The organism is Marinovum sp. (genome assembly GCF_034669705.1).
In the GTDB taxonomy this organism is placed as follows: domain Bacteria; phylum Pseudomonadota; class Alphaproteobacteria; order Rhodobacterales; family Rhodobacteraceae; genus Marinovum.
The window spans coordinates 25735-41959 of the sequence record NZ_JAXMOR010000041.1; the positions used below are offsets into that span (position 1 = coordinate 25735).

At 64.5% G+C, this 16225-nt stretch carries 13 protein-coding genes and 2 pseudogenes; 3 read left to right on the plus strand and 12 right to left on the minus strand.

All coding sequences use genetic code 11. The annotated features are described in order from the left end of the window. From VOI27_RS20570 to chvE, 5 genes are all read right to left on the minus strand, one after another. The gene (locus VOI27_RS20570) at window positions 1-924 is read right to left on the minus strand and encodes a Gfo/Idh/MocA family oxidoreductase (RefSeq protein WP_323768068.1); all 924 of its coding nucleotides are present in this window, start codon (window positions 922-924) and stop codon (window positions 1-3) included. Continuing rightward, window positions 924-2666: an L-arabinonate dehydratase gene (gene araD, locus VOI27_RS20575; RefSeq protein ID WP_323768070.1), complete on the minus strand. Its 1743-nt coding sequence runs from the start codon at window positions 2664-2666 to the stop codon at window positions 924-926. Before araD ends, VOI27_RS20570 begins: the two co-directional genes overlap by 1 nt. Window positions 2667-2669: 3 nt before the next feature. Continuing rightward, window positions 2670-3899, minus strand: coding sequence for a multiple monosaccharide ABC transporter permease (gene mmsB, locus VOI27_RS20580; protein ID WP_323768072.1), 1230 nt, complete (start codon window positions 3897-3899; stop codon window positions 2670-2672). A 9-nt stretch (window positions 3900-3908) separates the two neighbouring features. Then, on the minus strand, window positions 3909-5429 hold the full coding sequence (gene mmsA / locus VOI27_RS20585; RefSeq protein ID WP_323768074.1) for a multiple monosaccharide ABC transporter ATP-binding protein: 1521 nt from the start codon (window positions 5427-5429) through the stop codon (window positions 3909-3911). 90 nt (window positions 5430-5519) lie between these two features. Beyond that, a complete protein-coding gene (gene chvE, locus VOI27_RS20590; protein ID WP_323768076.1) occupies window positions 5520-6575 on the minus strand; it encodes a multiple monosaccharide ABC transporter substrate-binding protein in 1056 nt (351 codons plus the stop codon). Window positions 6576-6705: 130 nt separating this feature from the next. On the opposite strand from chvE, the gene VOI27_RS20595 reads away from it, so the two are divergent. After that, a complete protein-coding gene (locus VOI27_RS20595) occupies window positions 6706-7620 on the plus strand; it encodes a LysR family transcriptional regulator (RefSeq protein ID WP_323768078.1) in 915 nt (304 codons plus the stop codon). A 1-nt stretch (window position 7621) separates the two neighbouring features. On the opposite strand, the gene VOI27_RS20600 is transcribed toward VOI27_RS20595, so the two are convergent. The 7 genes and pseudogenes from VOI27_RS20600 to VOI27_RS20630 all read right to left on the minus strand — a co-directional run. Continuing rightward, entirely contained in the window at window positions 7622-8446 is an 825-nt protein-coding gene (locus tag VOI27_RS20600) for a carbohydrate ABC transporter permease (protein ID WP_323768080.1), read from the minus strand. Further along, entirely contained in the window at window positions 8443-9327 is an 885-nt protein-coding gene (locus tag VOI27_RS20605) for a sugar ABC transporter permease (RefSeq protein ID WP_323768083.1), read from the minus strand. Before VOI27_RS20605 ends, VOI27_RS20600 begins: the two co-directional genes overlap by 4 nt. Window positions 9328-9392: 65 nt before the next feature. Continuing rightward, the gene (locus tag VOI27_RS20610; RefSeq protein WP_323768085.1) at window positions 9393-10670 is read right to left on the minus strand and encodes an extracellular solute-binding protein; all 1278 of its coding nucleotides are present in this window, start codon (window positions 10668-10670) and stop codon (window positions 9393-9395) included. A gap of 31 nt (window positions 10671-10701) precedes the next feature. After that, on the minus strand, window positions 10702-11787 hold the full coding sequence (locus tag VOI27_RS20615) for a sn-glycerol-3-phosphate ABC transporter ATP-binding protein UgpC (protein WP_323768087.1): 1086 nt from the start codon (window positions 11785-11787) through the stop codon (window positions 10702-10704). 36 nt (window positions 11788-11823) lie between these two features. Beyond that, on the minus strand, window positions 11824-13341 hold the full coding sequence (locus tag VOI27_RS20620) for an alpha-N-arabinofuranosidase (RefSeq protein ID WP_323768089.1): 1518 nt from the start codon (window positions 13339-13341) through the stop codon (window positions 11824-11826). Window positions 13342-13443: 102 nt separating this feature from the next. Further along, the gene (locus VOI27_RS20625; RefSeq protein WP_323768092.1) at window positions 13444-14373 is read right to left on the minus strand and encodes a LysR family transcriptional regulator; all 930 of its coding nucleotides are present in this window, start codon (window positions 14371-14373) and stop codon (window positions 13444-13446) included. A 149-nt stretch (window positions 14374-14522) separates the two neighbouring features. Then, window positions 14523-14777: pseudogene (locus VOI27_RS20630) on the minus strand (DDE-type integrase/transposase/recombinase); the annotation flags it as partial. Between the two features lie 341 nt (window positions 14778-15118). On the opposite strand from VOI27_RS20630, the pseudogene VOI27_RS23185 reads away from it, so the two are divergent. Further along, window positions 15119-15712 (plus strand): annotated as a pseudogene (locus tag VOI27_RS23185) (IS256 family transposase); the annotation flags it as partial. 37 nt (window positions 15713-15749) lie between these two features. Next, complete coding sequence (locus VOI27_RS23190; RefSeq protein WP_416374702.1) at window positions 15750-16133, plus strand: transposase; 384 nt, start codon at window positions 15750-15752, stop codon at window positions 16131-16133. Window positions 16134-16225 lie beyond the last annotated feature (92 nt).

Below are 16225 nucleotides of genomic sequence, written 5' to 3' on the forward strand. Positions count from 1 at the left end.
CTAGTCCTCGAAGGGCGCGACGGTCACCCGCCGACCCAGCGTGAAGGCATCGGCGACCAGCGTCATTGGCCGCAGGTCGACATCGCAGCGCCCGTCCCGGACCAGCTCGGCCATGTGGGCGTAGAGCCGGGGGTATTCGCCGGACAGCGCCGCCGCGGTGCCGCTGGTGCTGCCGTCGACGGCCATATGCGCGCCGCCCTCGGTCAGCTTGAGGGTGCCGCCCTCGGTGACCGCCTCGATCTCCCAGGTCTGCGCGCCCTCCTGCCGCCAGTCGAAGACGGCGCTGACCTCGGCCCCGCCGGGGTGGTGAAAGCCCAGGCTGGCGGCAATCGGGGTCTGGCGGTTCTCGGGCACGTCGAGCCGCGCCTCGGTGACATGCAGCGGGTCGGGCAGGATCTCGGTGAGGATCGACAGCGCGTTGATGCCGGGATCGAAGACGCCGAGCCCGCCCGGCTCCCAGATCCAGTCCTGACCGGGGTGCCAGCGGCGCACGTCCTCCTTCCAGGTGACGGTCAGCCGGGTCAGCGCCTTGTCCGCCAGCCAGGCCTTGGCCGCGGCCACCATGTCAGCCGCGCGCGAATGCCAGGTCGCATAAAGCGTCAGCCCGGCCTTGCGCGCCGCCGCGTCCAGCGCGTGGCACTCGGCCAGCGTCGCGCCGGGCGGTTTTTCCAGCATCACATGGCGCCCGGCCTCGAGCGCCTGCATCGCGTAGTCGAACCGCGGCACCGGCGGCAGGCAGAGCGAGACGACGCGGATATCGGGCCGCGCCTCGAGCATCTCGCCCAAGTCGGTGAACGCCTCGACACCATCGACCGCGCCCTGGCGACTGACCGTGGCGGCGAGGTCCCAGTCGGGGCTGTCGCGGATCGCTGGAATATGCTGGTCGACAGCGATCTTGCCGATCCCTACGAGGGCAACTTTCATCAGTGACTGTCCTTTCCGACCGCCGCCCCGCGACAGCCCTTGAGAAAATCCAGGTCGGCGCCGGTATCGGCGCCCTCCACATGCTGTTGGTGCAGCCATTCATAACCGCTCGCCGCACGCTCATGCGACGGCGCCCAGGCGTCCAGCCGCTGTCGCAACTCCGCCTCCGGAATATCCAGATGCAACCGGCGGCCCTCCACGTCCACCTCGATCATGTCGCCGGTCCGCACCACCGCCAGCGGTCCGCCCGCCGCCGCCTCGGGCGAAGTATGCAGGATCACCGTGCCATAGGCAGTGCCCGACATGCGCGCGTCGGAGATGCGGATCATGTCCTTGATGCCGCGTCGCAGCACCTTCGGCGGCAGCCCCATGTTGCCGACCTCGGCCATGCCCGGATAGCCCTTGGGCCCGCAGTTCTTGAGCACCATGATACAGGTCTCGTCGATATCCAGCGCGTCATCGTTGATCCGTGCCTTGTAGTCGTCGATATCCTCGAAGACGGCCGCCCTGCCCCGGTGCTGCATCAGGTGCGGCGACGCTGCCGAGGGCTTCAGGATCGCCCCCTTCGGCGCAAGGTTGCCCTTGAGCACCGCGATCCCGCCCTTCTGGGTCAGCGCACGGTCCAGCGGCAGGATCACCTCCTCGTTCCAGTTCTTGGCATCCTTGACCTCGTCCCAGACAGTCTCGCCTGAAACGGTCAGCGCGTCCTTGTGCAGCTTGCCGCCCTCTGCCAGCCGTTTCAGCACCACCGGCAAGCCGCCTGCGTAGAAGAACTCCTCCATCAGATATTTGCCTGAAGGTTGCAGGTTCAGGATCGTCGCAATGTCGCGCCCGCAGCGGTCCCAGTCGTCAAGCGTGATGTCGATGCCCACCCGGCCGGCAATCGCCAGCATGTGCACCACCGTATTGGTCGACCCGCCCACCGCGCCATTGCAGCGGATGGCGTTTTCAAAGGCCTCGCGGGTCAGGATGTCCGACGGCTTCAGATCGTCCTTCACCATCTGCACGATGCGCCGCCCCGACAGCTGGGCCATCACCCGCCGCCGCGAATCCACCGCCGGGATCGCCGCATTGCCTGACAGCGCCATGCCGAGCGCCTCCGACATGCTGGCCATCGACGACGCCGTGCCCATGGTGTTGCAGGTGCCTGATGAGCGCGTGACGGCCGACTCCGCGTCGAGGAACTCCTCCTGCGTCATTTCCCCGGCCTTCACCGCCTCGGAGAAGCGCCACAGATGCGTCCCCGCGCCGACCCGCTCGCCTTGGAACCAGCCGTTCAGCATCGGCCCGCCGGTCACCACGATCGACGGCAGGTCGCAGGAGGCCGCGGCCATCAACAGCGACGGCGTGGTCTTGTCGCAGCCCACCATCAGCACGCAGCCGTCCATCGGCTGACCGCGGATCTGCTCTTCGATCGACAACGCGGCGAGGTTGCGGAACATCATCGCCGTGGGCCGGAAGGTGTTCTCCGAGGCTGAGAACACCGGCACCTCCATCGGGAAGCCCCCGGCCTCCCATATCCCCGCCTTCACCTTCTCGGCCAGCTCGCGCAGGTGGCCGTTGCAGGGCGTCATGTCGGACCAGGTGTTGAGGATGCCGATCACCGGGCGGCCATCGAACAGGTCATCCGGGTAACCCTGGTTCTTCATCCAGCCACGGTGATAGATCACGTCCTTGGTGGAGCCCTCGTACCACTCGGCCGAGCGCAGCCTGCGCGGCCATTTCGCCGGTTTGAACGCCATGCCTCAGCCCTTCTTCTTGTTGTAGACGTCGAAGATCACGGCAGCCAGCAGCACCAGCCCCTTGATCATCTGCTGGTAATCGATGCCGATGCCCATGATCGACATGCCGTTGTTGAGCACCCCCATCAGGAAGGCCCCGACCACGGCGCCGACGATCCGGCCCACGCCGCCCGACATCGACGCGCCGCCGATGAACACCGCCGCGATGACGTCAAGCTCCAGCGCGAAGCCTGCCTTGGGGGTCGCGGTATTGAGACGCGCGGCGAACACCAGCCCGGCGATGGCAGCAAGGATGCCCATGTTGACGAAGGCGAGGAAGGTCAGCCGTTCGGTCTTGATGCCCGACAGTTTCGCCGCCTTCTCGTTGCCGCCGAGCGCGTAAATGCGGCGGCCCAGCACCGTGCGTTCGGTGATGAAGGCATAGATGATGGTCAGCACGCCCATGGTCAGCAGCACGTTGGGCAGGCCGCGGAAGGTGGCCAGCTTGTAAAGGATGAAGACCAGCGCGAAGGCGATGATCGCGGTGCGGGCGACGAAGAAGGCGCGCGGCTCGTCCTCGATGCCATAGGCCTTGTTGCGAGCGCGTTTCTGCAGGCCGGACCAGATCACCCAAGAGGCGGCGATGATGCCGGTGCCGAAGGCCAGCACGTTGAAGTTGCGGGTGTCGAGCAGCGTTTTCATTGTCTCGCCGCCGGGCAGAAAATCGGGCACGAAACCGGTTGCGATGACCTGAAACTCGCGCGGAAACGGCCCGACCGACTGGCCTTCGAGCAGCCAGAGCGACAGCCCGCGGAACACCAGCATTCCCGCCAGGGTCACGATGAACGACGGGATCTTCCAATACGCTATCCAGTAGCCCTGCGCCCCGCCGATCACCGCGCCAACCACCACGCAGGTGACCATGGTGACCCCGATCGAAATGTCGTAGTTCACCACCATCACCGCCGCCAGCGCGCCGACAAAGCCCATGACCGAGCCGACCGAGAGGTCGATATGGCCGGCGACGATGACGATCAGCATGCCGAGCGCCATGATGACGATATAGCTGTTCTGCAACAACAGGTTGGTCAGGTTGATCGGTTTGAGCAGCGTGCCGCCGGTGACCACCTGAAAGAAAGCCATGATCGCGATCAGTGCGAACAGCAGCCCGTATTCACGCAGATGCGCGGCGAGATAGGCACTGATGCGGCTCTGGCCGCCGGCGTCCCGAGTGTTGTTTTCGGCCATCGTCATGCGGCCCTCCTATTTGTTCACGATGAGCGACATGATGCGCTCCTGACTGGCCTCGGCTTTTGGCATCTCGCCGACAAAGGCCCCTTCGTTCATCACGTAGACGCGGTCGCACATGCCCAGCAGTTCAGGCATCTCCGACGAGATCATCACCACCCCCTTGCCGGCGGCGGCGAGATCGTTGATCAGCCCGTAGATCTCGTATTTCGCGCCGACGTCGATGCCGCGCGTCGGTTCGTCGAGGATCAGCACCTCGGGCCCGGCAAAGAGCCACTTGGACAGCACCACCTTCTGCTGGTTGCCGCCCGAGAGGTTCACCACCTTCTGGAATACCCCCGGCGTACGGATGCCCAGATCGGCGCGGTATTTCTCGGCCACGCGCTTTTCGGCATGTTCATTCAGCACCGCGCCGCGCGCCACCTCGGGCAAGTTGGAAATGGTGATGTTGCGGGTGATGCTGTCGTCGAGGATCAGCCCCAGGCTCTTGCGGTCCTCGGGCACATAGGCGAGCCCGGCGGCTATGGCGCGGCTGACGTTCGAGACATCTACCGGACGCCCATGCATCTCGACCGTGCCGGTGATGTTCTGCCCCCAGCTTCGGCCAAAAATTGACATTGCCAACTCGGTCCGGCCCGCGCCCATCAGCCCGGCGATACCCACCACCTCGCCGGCACGCACGTCGAAGCCGACATCGCGGATCACCTGCCGGTCGTCATGCTCGGGGTGATAGACCGACCAGTCGGCGACCCGCATGATCCGCTCGCCGATCTGCGGCGTCCGGTCGGGATAGCGGTTCTCCATCGACCGGCCCACCATGTCGCGCACGATGCGGTCTTCGGTGATGCCATCGCTGGTGTCGAAGCTGCTGACCGACTGGCCGTCGCGGATCACCGTGACGCTGTCGGCCACACGGCGCACCTCGTTCAGCTTGTGGCTGATGATGATCTGCGTCATGCCCTGCGCCTTGAGATCGAGCATCAGGTCGAGCAACTTCTGGCTGTCGCTCTCCGACAGTGCCGAGGTCGGCTCATCGAGGATCAGCAGCCGCACGTCCTTGGCCAGCGCCTTGGCGATCTCGACCAGCTGCTGCTTGCCGACGCCGAGCTTTTCCACCTGCGTGGTGGGCGCGTCGCGCAGCCCGACCTTGCGGAGGAGGTCTTCGGTCTTGCGATTGGTCTCGCGCCAGTCAATCACTCCCGCGCGGGCGGTCTCGTTGCCCAGGAACAGATTCTCGGCGATCGACAAGAGCGGCACCAGCGCCAATTCCTGGTGGATGATGATGATGCCGCGCGCCTCGCTGTCGGCGATGTCGCGCATCTCAGTCAGGACACCGTCGTAATGGATTTCGCCGTCATAGCTGCCCGCGGGGTAGACGCCCGAGAGCACCTTCATCAGCGTCGACTTGCCGGCGCCGTTCTCGCCGCAGATGGCGTGGATCTCGCCGGTCTTCACCTGCAGCGACACATCGTCGAGCGCCTTGACGCCCGGAAAGGTCTTGGTGATGGCGCGCATGTCCAGCAGCGTGTCCTGCATAGGGTGCCTCGCGAATTCGGGGAGTTTCGTAAGGGGGGACCGGCCTGCCCACGGCAGACCGGTCCGTCAGATTAGCGACGGGGAACGCGCCTAGTTGATTTGATCCGCGGTGTAGTAGCCGGTGTCGACCAGCCGCTCTTGCCAGTTCTCGGCGGTGACCTTCTGCGGCTCGAGCAGGTAGGAGGGCACCACCTTGACGCCGTTGTCATAGGTCTCGGTGTCATTGATCTCGGGTTCGCCGCCCTCGAGCAGCGCCTCGACCATGCCGACGGTCACGCGGGCCAGCTCACGGGTGTCCTTGAAAATGGTCGAATACTGCTCGCCGGCGAGGATCGACTTGACCGAGGGCACCTCGGCGTCCTGCCCGGTGACGATCGGCATCGGCGTGTCGCCCGAACCGTAGCCCACGCCCTTGAGCGAGGACAGGATCCCGATCGACAAACCGTCGTAGGGCGAGAGCACGCCATGCACGGTCGCATCGGTGTAATGCGCCGAGAGCAGGTTATCCATCCGCGCCTGCGCCACCGCGCCGTCCCAGCGCAGGGTGCCGACGGTGTCCATGCCCTGCTGGCCCGAGACGACGGTGACGCGGCCGTCATCGATCAGCGGCTGCAGCACCGACATCGCGCCATCGTAGAAGAAATAGGCGTTGTTGTCGTCGGGCGAGCCCCCGAACAGCTCGATGTTCCAGGTCTCGGCATCGGGGAAACGCTCTTCGAGGCCTGCGACCAGCGTCTCGGCCTGCTGCACGCCGACCTTGAAGTTGTCGAAAGTGGCGTAATAGCTGACATGGCCACTGTCGCGGATCAGACGGTCATAGGCGATCACCTCGATATCGGCGTAGCTTGCATTCTCCAGCGCATTCGACAGGGTGGTGCCGTCGATCGCGGCGATCACCAGCGCGTCGACGCCATTGGTGATCATGTTCTCGATCTGCGCCAGCTGGTTCGGGATGTCGTCTTCGGCATATTGCAGGATGGTCTCATAGCCGGCGTCCTCGAACTGCTTGACCATAGACTCGCCATCGGAAATCCAGCGGGCGGACGATTTGGTCGGCATGGCGATGCCGACGAGCCCGTCGGCAAGCGCGGATGTCGCGAGCGTGGTCGCCAGCGCGGTGCTGACGAGAATGGATTTGAATGTCATCGTATTCCTCCTCTGAGGCGCACGCTCTCTCCCGCGGCGTGGCCTTGCGCCGGTAGAATAGAACCCGGCCTGATAACAAGCGAATGCAAATACTGGCGCTCGACATGACATGGATGTTATGTCTTGACCCATGAGCCAAGCCCTTGTCCACCGCCTGAAACCCGCGCATCTGCGGCTGATCCGCGCGATCCACGATGACGGCAAGCTGCAGCTGGCGGCGCAGGCGGCGGGAATGTCGCAGCCGGCCGCCTCGCGGCTGCTGTCCGAGATCGAGACCGACGCCGGGGGGCCGCTGTTCGAGCGCCTGCCCAAGGGCATGCGGGCGACGCCGATGGGCGCGGCCTTTGTCCGGCACGCGCGGGTCATCCTGTCAGAGATCGACGCACTCTCCGGCGAGCTGGGGCAGCTGCGCGACGGTACGGCCGGGGTTTTGCGGGTCGGCGCGGTGACCGGGCCGGCGGTGGGGGCGCTGGTCCCGGCGCTGATGGCGCTTCGGGCGGAGATGCCCGACATTCAGCCGACCATCGAAGTCGCGCCGTCGGTGACGCTGATCCGCGGGCTCGAGGAAGGGCGGTTCGATTTCGTGCTGGCGCGCACCGGCTCTGACAATGACACCCGCGCCTTTCTCGCCGCGCCGGGCCGGCGCGAGGAGGTCTGCCTGCTGGTCCGCGGAAGCCACCCGCTGGCCGGGCGGCGGATCTCCCTGGCCGAGACGCTGGACTACGAGTTCGTCATCCAAGAGCCCGGGTCGCCGATCCGCGCCGCGCTCGAGACCGCCTTTCTGGTCAACCGGCTGCCGACCCCAGAAACGGTAACCAACAGCTCGTCGCTGCTGGTGGCGTTGAGCCTGCTGACCGGGTCCGACGTGATCGCGCCGCAGACCCGCGAGGTGGCCGAGACCCTGATCCGGGCGCAGACCGACGTACGCATCCTCGAGGCCGAGGAGGAAATCGCGGTGCCGCCCTTCCTCGTGCTGCAGTTCCGCCACCGACAACTGTCGCCGGTGGCTCAGAGGGTGCTCGACGAGGTGCTGCGCCGGCTGTGAGCTAGCCCTTGACGCCGGCCGAAATCATCACCGCCTCAGTCACCCTTTTCTGGAAGATCAGGTAGCCGAGAATCACCGGCGCCGCCGCCAGCAGTGCCAGTGCCATCATCCGGGCATAGGCTACGCCGAAGGCATCGTTGACCTGGGTGATGCCGACCGGGATGGTCATCATGTTCTCGCTGGTGGCGATCAGGAACGGCCAGAAGAAATTGTTCCACGTCCCGATGAAGGTGATGATCGCCAGCGCCGCGGTGATCCCCCAGTTGAGCGGCAGGTAGAGTTTGAACAGCAGCACGAACTCGCCGCCGCCGTCGAGCAACACCGCCTCGCGCATCTCGCGCGGGATGGCGTCGAAGAACTGCTTGTAGACGATCACCACCACCGGCGCGATCAGCTGCGGCAGGATGATCCCCGACCAGGTGTTGACCAGGTCGAGGTCGTTCATCAGCACGAACTGCGCCACGTAGAGCGCCGGCACCGGCACCATGAAGCTGGCCACCACCATAAGGTAGAGCGTCTGCCGGCCGGGAAAGCGCAGCTGCGACAGCGCATAGGCGCACATCATGCCGGTCAGCAGCACGATCGCGGTGGTGATCAGCGAGGTGCCGACCGAGTTCAGGTACCAGATCGGCAGCTTCGAGGTCGCCAGCACCTCGGCATAGGCCGAGAAGTTGAGCTCGTCGATCAGCACTCCGGCCTCCGAGACGATGCGGTTCTCGCTGCGAAGCGAGGTGGTCAACGCCCAGTAGAGCGGAAAAATCCAGATCATCGCGGCGATCAGCGCGAGGGCGGAAAAGGCGATGCTGCGGGCGCGTTTCGCGGTCATTTGCGGCCTCCGATGCGTAGGAGCTGGAATTGCAGAACCGACACGATGACAATGATCATGAACAGCACCATGGCGATCGCCGAGGCATAGCCGCCGTTGTTGAGCTGGAATGCCTCGCGGTACATCTGCATCAGCACCACGTAGGACTGGTTGAAGGGGCCGCCGTTGGAAAGCAAGTAGACTTGGTCGAAGAGCTTGAGTTGCAGAATCAACTGCAGCGTCAGCACCAGGGCGGTGACCGGCCAGAGCAGCGGCCAGGTGACCCGCCAGAAACGCTGCCATGCGGTCGCGCCGTCCAGCGCTGCGGCCTCGTAGAGATCGGCCGGGATATTGCGCAGCCCGGCGATCAGCAGCAACACGTTGAATCCGTTGGTCCACCAGATCGTCACCACGGCGATCATCGGCATCACCCAGTAGGGGTTCTTGAACACCGGCACCGGCTTGCCGGTCACTAGCTCGAGCAGCGGTTGCAGGATGCCGAACTGGAAATCCAGCATCCAGGACCAGATCATGGTGACGACCGAGACCGGCAGCACATAGGGCAGGAAGAACAGCGTCAACACCAGCGCCTGCATCCGGCCCTTCAACTTGCTGACCACCAGCGCGATCAGCAGGGCGATGACGGTGGTCGGCACCACGGTGAGCAGGACGAAGTAGAAGTTGTTCCACAGCGAGGTGTAGAATAGCCGGTCGTCGAGCAGTTTCCGGTAGTTGTCGAGGCCGATCCAGGTGCCGTCACCGATCAGCGGCGCATCGGTGAAGCTCAGGGCCACGACCTTGTAGGTCGGATAAAGGAAGAAGGCGCCGAAGAAGAAGAGAAACGGCGCGATCATCAGCATCGCGGCGCGGATCTCGCGGTGGCGGCGGGTTGCTTTCGACAAGATGGTCTCCCTTTCCTCGGTGCCGTCTGATGGCAGGGGGCGCGATCACGCCCCCTGCGCCGGGATCAATCGAGCAGCGCCTGCAGTTGGTCTTTCATCTGCGCCGCGGCGTCCTCGGCGCTGAGGAACCCGTGTACCGCCGGTGCGATCAGGTTGTCGACCGCGTCATAGACCGGCGAGGCGACGCCGGCGATCTTGGAACGCGGATCGAAGGCGGCGTTGTCTGCCAGCGAGGCATAGGTCGCATTGGGCTGCAGCGCGGCGTAGTCGGCGCTTTCCACCGTCGGCTTGTAGGCCGGAATGTGGCCTGCCCCTGCCCAGGCCAGCGAATGCGTCTGCATCCAGCCGATCACCTTGAGCACCGCGTCGCGCGTCTCGGGGTCCATCTCGGGATCGTTGGGGACGGCGAAGGCATGGCTATCGGCCCAAGTCGCGGGCTGGTCCATCATCTGCGGCACCTCGTTGGCGAACCAGTCAAAGCCCAGGGTGTCGGCCTCGGTCTGGTCCTTGAAGGTCGGCACCTCCCAGACGCCGTTGATGTGCAGTACCGACCGGCCACCCGAGAACAGCGCCACCGAAGCCTCATAGGCCGCCTGCTCGGGGATCAGACCCGCGGCGCGCCAGTCGGCCAGCGTCTGGATCGCGGTCACCGCCTTGTCCATGTTGTCACCGGCCAGCACCTCGCCGTCAGTCAGCATCTCGCCGCCCTGCTGGCGCAGCAGCGTGTAGAACATCCGCCAGGTGCCGCCGCCGCCCTCGGTCTGGAAGCTCAGGGGATCGGAAAAGCCCTCGTCCTTGGCCCAGGTCAGCAACCGGGTCATGTCGTCGATCGAGGACAGACCGGTGAGGTTGCCGTCGGCGTCGAGCCACTCGGTGCCTTCCAGCGCGCTGCGGTTATAATGCGCCACCACTGCGTGGATGTCGAAGGGCACCGCCATCAGCGCACCGTCATCGGTCGAGGCGGCGGTGATCGAGGCCTCGAAGAACTCCTCTTTCGACAGTCCCGCGGTCTCGAGGTCGGCGTCGGTGATCGGCGACAGCACCTCCTCTTCCAGCGCCAGCGGCAGCCGCGAGAGATGATAGGTCATGATGTCCGGCCCCTGCCCGACCGCCACCGAGGTACGCACCTTGGTGTAGAACGGCAGCCCCCATTCCAGCGTCGTGCCGCTAATCTGGATGTCGGGGTGCTCGGCGTTGAATTCGTCGATCAGCGCCTTCATCCGCACGCCGTCGCCGCCGCCGAGGAAATCCCACCATTCGATCTCGACCTGTGCCCATGCCGGGCTCGACAGGCCCACGGCGAGCGCCGTGGCGGTCGCCAGTTTTCCAAGTCTGTTGGTCATTTCAGTCCTCCTCCTGATAATACTCGTGACCTCAGCGAATGCGGTCACCCTTGATGTTGAATGCGAAGATCCGGTCGGTCTCGGGCCGCACCTTCTGGACCGTGCCGTGCATGTTGTGGCGCGCGCCGGTCTGCTGGAATACCACCGGCTCGCCGCCCTCGAGGGTGCCATGCTGATACGAGACCCCGCCCAGCTCCTCGGCCACGTCCACCGTCACCCGCATGCCGCCGCCCTCCGTCACCACCAAATGCTCGGGGCGCATGCCCAGCACGATCGCGCTGTCGGTCTTGGGGCGTTCGGCGAGCGGGATGTCGAGGCTCAGGTCCGGCTGCCCGTTCAGCCGCGCGGTGATGCCATCGGCGGTCTGGCCCGCGACCGTGGCCGCGAAGAAATTCATCGAGGGCGAGCCGATGAAACCAGCGACAAAGCGATTGGACGGGTCGTCATAGAGATCGAGCGGCGCGCCGGACTGCCGCACGTGACCGCCTTGCAGCACGAAGATCGTGTCGGCTAGGGTCATCGCCTCGACCTGGTCATGAGTGACATAGATCATCGTGGCGCCGAGCTGCTTGTGCAGCCGCGCCAGCTCGAGCCGCATCTGAACGCGCAGTTCCGCGTCGAGGTTCGACAGCGGCTCGTCAAACAGGAACACCTCGGGTGCGCGCACGATGGCCCGGCCGATCGCCACCCGCTGGCGCTGCCCGCCAGAGAGCTGCGCGGGCTTCTTGTCGAGGTGATCGGTCAGCTGCAGGATGCCGGCGGCCTTGCGCACTTTCTCGTCGACCTCGGACCGCGACCGCTTGGCAAGCCGCAGGCTGAAGGCCATGTTCTCGAACACCGACAGATGCGGATAGAGCGCGTAGGACTGGAACACCATGGCGACCCCGCGGTCGGCCGGGTCGGCGTGGGTCACCTCGCGCTCGCCGATCACGATCTCGCCGTCTGAAGTGTCTTCTAGTCCGGCGATCATCCGCAGCAGCGTGGACTTACCACAGCCCGAAGGGCCGACGAACACCGCGAACTGGCCGCGCTGAATGTCGATGTCGACGCCGCGGATCACCTCGACGGCGCCGAAGCTCTTCCTGATTCCGCTCAGATGAACGCCCGAGTTCTGCATGACATCTCCCTTCTGTCTCACCGTTTCGCGCCAGCCCTATCCGACCGACAGCCGGATCATGCTGTAGGAGAACGCCGGCAAAGCGCCCTTGACCGCCCCCTCCTCGACCGCCAGTTTCTCGCCCTTGCGGGGCTTGATCCGGTCGGGCTGCTCGCAGGTGTTGGCGATGCGCGCCTCGGCGCTGTTGCCGCCCATGACCTGATGGTCAATGAGGCCGAGACCGGCGAAGCCATGCAGCGTCAGGTCAAGTTCCATGTCCTCGTCGGGGTGGCGGTTTATGGCAAAGACGGTGATCGACCTGCCGTCCGGCGCCAGCACCGCCGCCACGTCGAGGTAGTTCACGTCCTGCGCCGCCTTGGCGTCATAGCGCGGCCCGTCCACCGCAACGTTCAGTGCCGTGCCGCGGCCATAGAGGCTGGCAAACTGGTAGGGGTAGTAGATCGTCGTCGCCCAAGCCGGCCCGCCGGCCCTGGTTCGGATCGGCGCGATGACGTTCACCAGCTGCGCGATACAGGCGATCTTGACCCGGTCAGACCGACGGATGAATTCGTTCAGCAGCCCGCCGACAAAGATCGCATCCTCGAGGTTGTAATCCTCTTCCAGGAGCGCCGGCGCCTCGGGCCAGTCCCATTCGTGCCAGTTCTTCGAGTCTTCTTCGCGGTTGTGATACCAGACGTTCCACTCGTCGAAGCAGATGTAGATGTCGTTCTTGGCCCGCTTTTTGGCTTTGACGTAGTCGATCACCCCGGCGATCGACTGGATGTAGCGGCCGGTCTCCTCGATCTTGGAGAAGTAGTTCAGGCTGTCGTGGCTGGAGTTGCCGAAATACTTGTGCAGCGAGATGTAATCAACATTCTCGTAGCATTCCTCGAGCACCTGCCGCTCCCAGTCGGGATAGGTCGGCATCTGGTCGTTCGACGAACCGCAGACCACGGTCTCGATCCCCTTGCCGAAGGCCTTGACCGCCTTCGAGGTCTCGTCGGCGAGGCGGCCGTATTCCTTGGCCTCCATGTGACCGATCTGCCAGGGGCCGTCCATCTCGTTGCCGAGACACCACATGTTGACGCCATAGGGCTGCTCGACGCCATGGCTGCGGCGCAGGTCACTCCAATAGGTGCCCGAGGAATGGTTACAGTATTCGACGAAATTGCGCGCCTCCTCGATGCCGCGGGTGCCGAGGTTGACCGCCAGCATCATCTCGATCCCGGCATTCTCGGCCCAGCGGGCAAACTCGTTGATGCCGACCTGGTTGGTCTCCTTCGAGCGCCAGGCGAGGTCAAGCCGCACCGGGCGGTCTGCCTGCGGGCCGATGCCGTCCTCCCACTTGTAGGCCGACACGAAATTGCCGCCCGGATAGCGGATCGCCGGAATGTTCAGCCCGCGCACCAGCTCCAGCACGTCTTTGCGGAATCCGTGCGAATTGGCGGTCGGATGGCCCGGCTCGTAGATGCCGGTATAGATCGCCCGGCCCATGTGCTCGATAAAGGCTGAGTACAGCCGGTCGTCAATCTGCGCGACAGTGAAATCGCGGTGTATGGAAGCGCGGCCCTTCATGGTCCCTCCGAAGTGCAAACCCGTGTTGAGGGCCACGCTACGTCGAGATCGAGTTACCAGTAAATTTACTTGTTTTACTATCGCGTTGACAGAACTGGTAACTCAATCCCGGCCCAGGCGCTGCAGGACCAGCGCCAGCAGCCGCTCGCCCGCGGCCGACATCACCCGGTCGCGCGGGCGCAGGACGTGATAGGGTTCGATCATGATTGACCGCTCGGTGTCGAGCAGTACCAGATCGGCGTCATAGGGCGGCGCCAACAGCAGGTCGACCACCTCTTGGGTGACGACGGCGATCACGTCGGAGTCGCGCAGCAGCGCCATGATCGCCACCACCGAAGCGGTCTTGATCAGGTTCTCGGGAAGCGCCACACCCTCTTCGTGAAAGGCGATCTCCAGGGCGTGGCGGATTGGCGCGCCGCGGACCTGCATGGTCCAGAGCTGGTCGCGCAGCTCGGAAAGCGAGACCTTGCCGCGGCCCGCCATCGGGTGGCTGCGACGTACCATCAGCAGCACCGCCTCGTCGCGGGCGGGATGGATGTCGAGATTGCGGGAATAGTCATGCGGCCCGACCCGGCTCAGGGTAAAGTCGTACGCCCCCGCCTCCATCCCGCGCATAAGCTGTGCCGAGGAGGAGACATCCAGCGAGACATCGACCATCGGTGCCTCCTGCTTGAGTTGCAGGATCGCCGGGATCGTCGCCGCCAGCGCCCCGCCCGTCACCGCGCCGACATGCACCGCGCCGCCCGTGCCGTCGAGATGCGCGTCGAACTCCTTCGCCATTTGGTCGATGTCGAACACCAGCTTGCGGGCATGTTTGGCCAGCACCGCGCCGACCGAGGTCAGCAGCATGCCCTTGGGCGTGCGTTCGAAAAGCGCCGCGTCTAGCTGGCTCTCGATATCGGCCAACATGCGCGACGCCGCCGGGGTGGTCATGCCGCAGCTGTCCGCCGCCAGACGCAGCTTGCCGTGACGGGCGACGGCCGCGATCAGCCGCAGCTGCACCGGCCGGAGCGAACGAAGATAGAGGGTCATGGAGATCTTGCCTGTCTGTCTGCCTCGGCTATCTTGCCCCGCTTCGGGCGCTGCCGCAAACCCCAGTCGTCGGTGCCGGGTCTGGGGTCGCCGCAGGGGCTTTGGCAGATTATTTTCCGGCGCCTGGAAGAAGAGCAGATGCAGCAGCATCAAGCGACGATTTCATCCACATAGCCAACCCAGAGGCCATGGGCATTTGTTCGACTGCGACGGTAGCCGGCTGCGTTGAGGCGCTGGCGTTTCGGGCGGACGAGAGCAGTGGTTTGATCATGGGCGGACAGAAACATCTGAGCCTGTCTTACTGATTTGAACCGGCCGAATATCTTTTCTCGGCGACGGGTTTGCCGATGTGACGCCTCGCTGCGATTGTTCAATCCCTTGTGCGATCTGTGATCGACGCTTGGGTGTGAACAGGCGTGCAATTTTGGCTCTGACTCAAAGTTGATGCACCTTTTCAACTATGATGTCGCGACAAGCCGAGCCTTGAGCAGGTCGAAATTCGCGCGACCATACATCGGTCACGTCCCACGGAGAGGTGTAACTCCGGGCAGCGCCCTTGATGGCGTCCGCGCCCATCACGAGGCGCTGTAGGATGGCATCAAGGGCGCGGTGGTCATCGGTGAATTTTCGGTAGGGTCGGGTTGCAAAAGCCAACCTGAACCGAAGGAAGACTCCGATGACCAAACCCATGATGGACCTGAGAGAGCTGGTGGAGAAGAGCGCAGATGCCGATCTGCTGCGCGAGATGATCGGTTTCGCCGCCGAACGGCTGATGGAGCTGGAGGTGGGCGCGAAGACCGGTGCCGACTATCACCAGAAGACCCCGGAACGAAAAGCGCAGAGAAACGGCTATCGTGAGCGCGATTGGCAGACGCGGGCCGGGAACGTGGAGTTGCGGATCCCCAAGCTGCGCACCGGCAGCTACTTTCCCTCCTTCTTGGAGCCGCGGCGGGCGGCTGAGAAGGCGCTGAGCGCGGTTATTCAGGAAGCTTATGTCCACGGCGTCTCAACCCGTTCCATTGACGATCTCGTGCAAGCGATGGGCGGGACCGGCATCTCGAAGAGCCAGGTCAGCCGCCTGTGCGAGGAGATCGACGAGCGGGTCGATGCCTTCCTGACCCGTCCGATCGAAGGCGAATGGCCTTACCTCTGGATCGACGCGACCTATCTCAAGGTCCGCCAGGATGGCCGTATCGTCTCCGTTGCCGTCACCATCGCCGTCGGCGTCAACATGGACGGCCGCCGAGAGGTGCTGGGCATGGCCATCGGTCCGTCAGAGGCGTTCAGGGGCTTACGTCGCCCCACTGGGGCGACGGTCCCCTTCAGCCTTCTGGACGGAGTTTCTGCGGGACCTGGTGCGTCGCGGGCTGCGTGGCGTGAAGCTGGTCATCAGCGATGCGCACGAGGGCATCAAGGCCTCGGTCGCACGCGTCCTGAACACGACTTGGCAGCGTTGTCGGGTGCATTTCCAGAGGAACGCTCTTGCGCATGCGGGCAAAAGCAGCAGACGCGTCGTCTCCGCCTTTATCGCCACCGCCTTCGCACAGCCGGACCATGCGGCGGCGAAAGCCCAATGGCGCAACGTCGCCGACCAGATGCGGGGCAAGCTGCCCAGGCTCTCCGGGCTGATGGACGATGCCGAGGAGGACGTGCTCGCTTACATGACCTTTCCCCATCAGCATCGGACGAAACTGAATTCGACGAATCCGATTGAACGTTTGAACGGCTTGACCTGCCCCCCGCGAAATCCCTCACCCTAATGTAGAGTCTGCCCAACACTGAAGGAGCAGACAGATGCGGAAGAGCCGTTTTACCGAGGCGCAGATTATCGGGATGATCAAGGAGCAAGAGG